Source organism: Arthrobacter sp. K41 (genome assembly GCF_059089645.1).
Map to the genome: position 1 here is coordinate 1 of NZ_JBNHEW010000013.1, position 5230 is coordinate 5230.

Annotated in this window: 2 rRNA genes; both read left to right on the forward strand. The window is 54.8% G+C overall.

Annotated elements, in window-relative coordinates:
• The first annotated feature begins 188 nt into the window (after positions 1-188).
• Positions 189-1713: ribosomal RNA gene (locus AC5RTE_RS17140) — 16S ribosomal RNA — on the forward strand.
• 500 nt (positions 1714-2213) lie between these two features.
• Positions 2214-5230, forward strand: a 23S ribosomal RNA gene (locus AC5RTE_RS17145); the annotation flags it as partial.

Below are 5230 nucleotides of genomic sequence, written 5' to 3' on the forward strand. Positions count from 1 at the left end.
TGTGTCTGTTGTTTGAGAACTCAATAGTGTGCCAAGTTTGTTGATACCGATTGTTTTTTGATTGGTTGAATTGACCGGGCTGTCCGCCCCTGTGGGTGGTCTGGTTTTTACAGCTGGTTTCAAATTTTTGCTGTCTGGTTGCTGCGTTATTTCCGTGGTGGTTGGGTGGTTTCTGTTTTTGTTTTACTTCAACGGAGAGTTTGATCCTGGCTCAGGATGAACGCTGGCGGCGTGCTTAACACATGCAAGTCGAACGATGATCTCCAGCTTGCTGGGGGGATTAGTGGCGAACGGGTGAGTAACACGTGAGTAACCTGCCCTTGACTCTGGGATAAGCCTGGGAAACTGGGTCTAATACCGGATATGACTCCTCATCGCATGGTGGGGGGTGGAAAGCTTTTTGTGGTTTTGGATGGACTCGCGGCCTATCAGCTTGTTGGTGAGGTAATGGCTTACCAAGGCGACGACGGGTAGCCGGCCTGAGAGGGTGACCGGCCACACTGGGACTGAGACACGGCCCAGACTCCTACGGGAGGCAGCAGTGGGGAATATTGCACAATGGGCGAAAGCCTGATGCAGCGACGCCGCGTGAGGGATGACGGCCTTCGGGTTGTAAACCTCTTTCAGTAGGGAAGAAGCGAAAGTGACGGTACCTGCAGAAGAAGCGCCGGCTAACTACGTGCCAGCAGCCGCGGTAATACGTAGGGCGCAAGCGTTATCCGGAATTATTGGGCGTAAAGAGCTCGTAGGCGGTTTGTCGCGTCTGCCGTGAAAGTCCGGGGCTCAACTCCGGATCTGCGGTGGGTACGGGCAGACTAGAGTGATGTAGGGGAGACTGGAATTCCTGGTGTAGCGGTGAAATGCGCAGATATCAGGAGGAACACCGATGGCGAAGGCAGGTCTCTGGGCATTAACTGACGCTGAGGAGCGAAAGCATGGGGAGCGAACAGGATTAGATACCCTGGTAGTCCATGCCGTAAACGTTGGGCACTAGGTGTGGGGGACATTCCACGTTTTCCGCGCCGTAGCTAACGCATTAAGTGCCCCGCCTGGGGAGTACGGCCGCAAGGCTAAAACTCAAAGGAATTGACGGGGGCCCGCACAAGCGGCGGAGCATGCGGATTAATTCGATGCAACGCGAAGAACCTTACCAAGGCTTGACATGAACCGGAAAGACCTGGAAACAGGTGCCCCGCTTGCGGTCGGTTTACAGGTGGTGCATGGTTGTCGTCAGCTCGTGTCGTGAGATGTTGGGTTAAGTCCCGCAACGAGCGCAACCCTCGTTCTATGTTGCCAGCACGTGATGGTGGGGACTCATAGGAGACTGCCGGGGTCAACTCGGAGGAAGGTGGGGACGACGTCAAATCATCATGCCCCTTATGTCTTGGGCTTCACGCATGCTACAATGGCCGGTACAAAGGGTTGCGATACTGTGAGGTGGAGCTAATCCCAAAAAGCCGGTCTCAGTTCGGATTGGGGTCTGCAACTCGACCCCATGAAGTCGGAGTCGCTAGTAATCGCAGATCAGCAACGCTGCGGTGAATACGTTCCCGGGCCTTGTACACACCGCCCGTCAAGTCACGAAAGTTGGTAACACCCGAAGCCGGTGGCCTAACCCCTTGTGGGAGGGAGCTGTCGAAGGTGGGACTGGCGATTGGGACTAAGTCGTAACAAGGTAGCCGTACCGGAAGGTGCGGCTGGATCACCTCCTTTCTAAGGAGCACCTACAGATCGGGCGCCGCGTGTATGCGTGGTGTGTGGTTTGTCAGGAGTATATGCCCGTTGCGCAGACGATTGTTCTGCGGCGGGTGCTCATGGGTGGAATATCAACAAATAGCGGCTGTCTTTGTGCTTTTGTCTTCTAGTACGGATCCTTGTGGTCCTGGAACGGTGGCGGGGTGTGGGGGCGGTTTAGTGTTTGGCACACTGTTGGGTCCTGAAGCAACAGGACCGGGGTTTTTGTCCCGGGACTTGTGTTTCTGGTTTTCCTGGCCGGACCGGTCATGCACGCTTTGGTGTGTGTGGGGTGTGTGGTTTGGGGTTGTTGTTTGAGAACTACATAGTGGACGCGAGCATCTTTTATAAGAAGCAATTTCCAAGAATATGAACCTGGATCTGGCTGCGCGTGATGGTTACTGGCCCTTTGGGGTTGGTGGTTGTTGGGTGTGGTTGGTTTTCGTGGTTCTCTCGAAAATTACTGATTGATCTTTTGTGGTCAAGTTTTTAAGAGCACACGGTGGATGCCTTGGCATTAGGAGCCGAAGAAGGACGTAGGAATCTGCGATAAGCCTGGGGGAGTCGATAACCGGACTGTGATCCCAGGGTGTCCGAATGGGGAAACCCCGCCAGACGCTTCGTGTGATCTGGTGACCCGCATCTGAACACATAGGGTGCGTGGAGGGAACGCGGGGAAGTGAAACATCTCAGTACCCGCAGGAAGAGAAAACAATAGTGATTCCGTTAGTAGTGGCGAGCGAACGCGGATCAGGCTAAACCGTTCCATGTGTGATAGCCGGCGGGCGTTGCATGGTCGGGGTTGTGGGACTTTCCGTACCAATTCTGCCGGGTTGGTGGGGTGTGATGTGCAGGCATAGGTGAACGGTCTTGAAAGGCCGGCCAGAGAGGGTGTGAGCCCCGTAACCGAAATGTTGTGTACCGCCTGGATGAGTATCCCAAGTAGCACGGGGCCCGAGAAATCCCGTGTGAATCTGTCAGGACCACCTGATAAGCCTAAATACTCCCTAATGACCGATAGCGGACCAGTACCGTGAGGGAAAGGTGAAAAGTACCCCGGGAGGGGAGTGAAACAGTACCTGAAACCGTGTGCTTACAATCCGTCGGAGCAGCCTTGTAGTTGTGACGGCGTGCCTTTTGAAGAATGAGCCTGCGAGTTAGTGTTACGTCGCGAGGTTAACCCGTGTGGGGAAGCCGTAGCGAAAGCGAGTCTGAATAGGGCGTTGCAGTGGCGTGATCTAGACCCGAAGCGAAGTGATCTACCCATGGCCAGGTTGAAGCGACGGTAAGACGTCGTGGAGGACCGAACCCACTTCAGTTGAAAATGGAGGGGATGAGCTGTGGGTAGGGGTGAAAGGCCAATCAAACTTCGTGATAGCTGGTTCTCCCCGAAATGCATTTAGGTGCAGCGTTGCGTGTTTCTTACCGGAGGTAGAGCTACTGGATGGCTAATGGGCCCTACAAGGTTACTGACGTCAGCCAAACTCCGAATGCCGGTAAGTGAGAGCGCAGCAGTGAGACTGTGGGGGATAAGCTTCATAGTCGAGAGGGAAACAGCCCAGACCACCAACTAAGGCCCCTAAGCGTGTGCTAAGTGGGAAAGGATGTGGAGTTGCGAAGACAACCAGGAGGTTGGCTTAGAAGCAGCCATCCTTAAAAGAGTGCGTAATAGCTCACTGGTCAAGTGATTCCGCGCCGACAATGTAGCGGGGCTCAAGTACACCGCCGAAGTTGTGGCATTCAGATATTAGCTAAGCCCTTGTGGTTCAGGCGTCTGGATGGGTAGGGGAGCGTCGTGTGGGCAGTGAAGTCGCGGTGTAAACCAGCGGTGGAGCCTACACGAGTGAGAATGCAGGCATGAGTAGCGAAAGACGGGTGAGAAACCCGTCCGCCGAATGATCAAGGGTTCCAGGGTCAAGCTAATCTGCCCTGGGTAAGTCGGGACCTAAGGCGAGGCCGACAGGCGTAGTCGATGGACAACGGGTTGATATTCCCGTACCGGCGAAAAACCGCCCATGCTGAACAGGGGATACTAACTGCCCGAGACCTGCCTGACACCCCTTGTGGGTGAAGGGTTTTGGTGGAGCGCAGGACCTGATCCTGGGAGGCAAGCGTATTAACAGGTGTGACGCAGGAAGGTAGCCAAGCCGGGCGATGGTTGTCCCGGTCTAAGGATGTAGGGCGAACGGTAGGCAAATCCGCTGTTCATGATGCCTGAGATCTGATGGGACCCCCGTTTGGGGGGATTTGGTGATCCTATGCTGCCGAGAAAAGCATCGACGCGAGGTTTTAGCCGCCCGTACCCCAAACCGACACAGGTGATCAGGTAGAGAATACTAAGGCGATCGAGAGAATTATGGTTAAGGAACTCGGCAAAATGCCCCCGTAACTTCGGGAGAAGGGGGGCCCCAACCTTGATGGAACCACGCGTTCCGGAGGGGATCGGGGCCGCAGAGACCAGGGGGAAGCGACTGTTTACTAAAAACACAGGTCCGTGCGAAGTCGCAAGACGATGTATACGGACTGACTCCTGCCCGGTGCTGGAAGGTTAAGAGGACCGGTTAGCCGCAAGGCGAAGCTGAGAATTTAAGCCCCAGTAAACGGCGGTGGTAACTATAACCATCCTAAGGTAGCGAAATTCCTTGTCGGGTAAGTTCCGACCTGCACGAATGGAGTAACGACTTCCCCGCTGTCTCAACCATAAACTCGGCGAAATTGCAGTACGAGTAAAGATGCTCGTTACGCGCAGCAGGACGGAAAGACCCCGAGACCTTTACTATAGTTTGGTATTGGTGTTCGGAGTGGCTTGTGTAGGATAGGTGGGAGACGTTGAAGCCCGGACGCCAGTTCGGGTGGAGTCATCGTTGAAATACCACTCTGGTCACTTTGGACATCTAACTTCGGCCCGTAATCCGGGTCAGGGACAGTGCCTGATGGGTAGTTTAACTGGGGCGGTTGCCTCCTAAAAAGTAACGGAGGCGCCCAAAGGTTCCCTCAGCCTGGTTGGCAATCAGGTGTCGAGTGTAAGTGCACAAGGGAGCTTGACTGTGAGAGAGACATCTCGAGCAGGGACGAAAGTCGGGACTAGTGATCCGGCGGTACATTGTGGAATGGCCGTCGCTCAACGGATAAAAGGTACCTCGGGGATAACAGGCTGATCTTGCCCAAGAGTCCATATCGACGGCATGGTTTGGCACCTCGATGTCGGCTCGTCGCATCCTGGGGCTGGAGTAGGTCCCAAGGGTTGGGCTGTTCGCCCATTAAAGCGGTACGCGAGCTGGGTTTAGAACGTCGTGAGACAGTTCGGTCCCTATCCGCTGCGCGCGCAGGAAATTTGAGAAGGGCTGTCCTTAGTACGAGAGGACCGGGACGGACGAACCTCTGGTGTGTCAGTTGTACTGCCAAGTGCACCGCTGATTAGCTACGTTCGGATGGGATAACCGCTGAAAGCATCTAAGCGGGAAGCTCGCTTCAAGATGAGATTTCCATACACCAT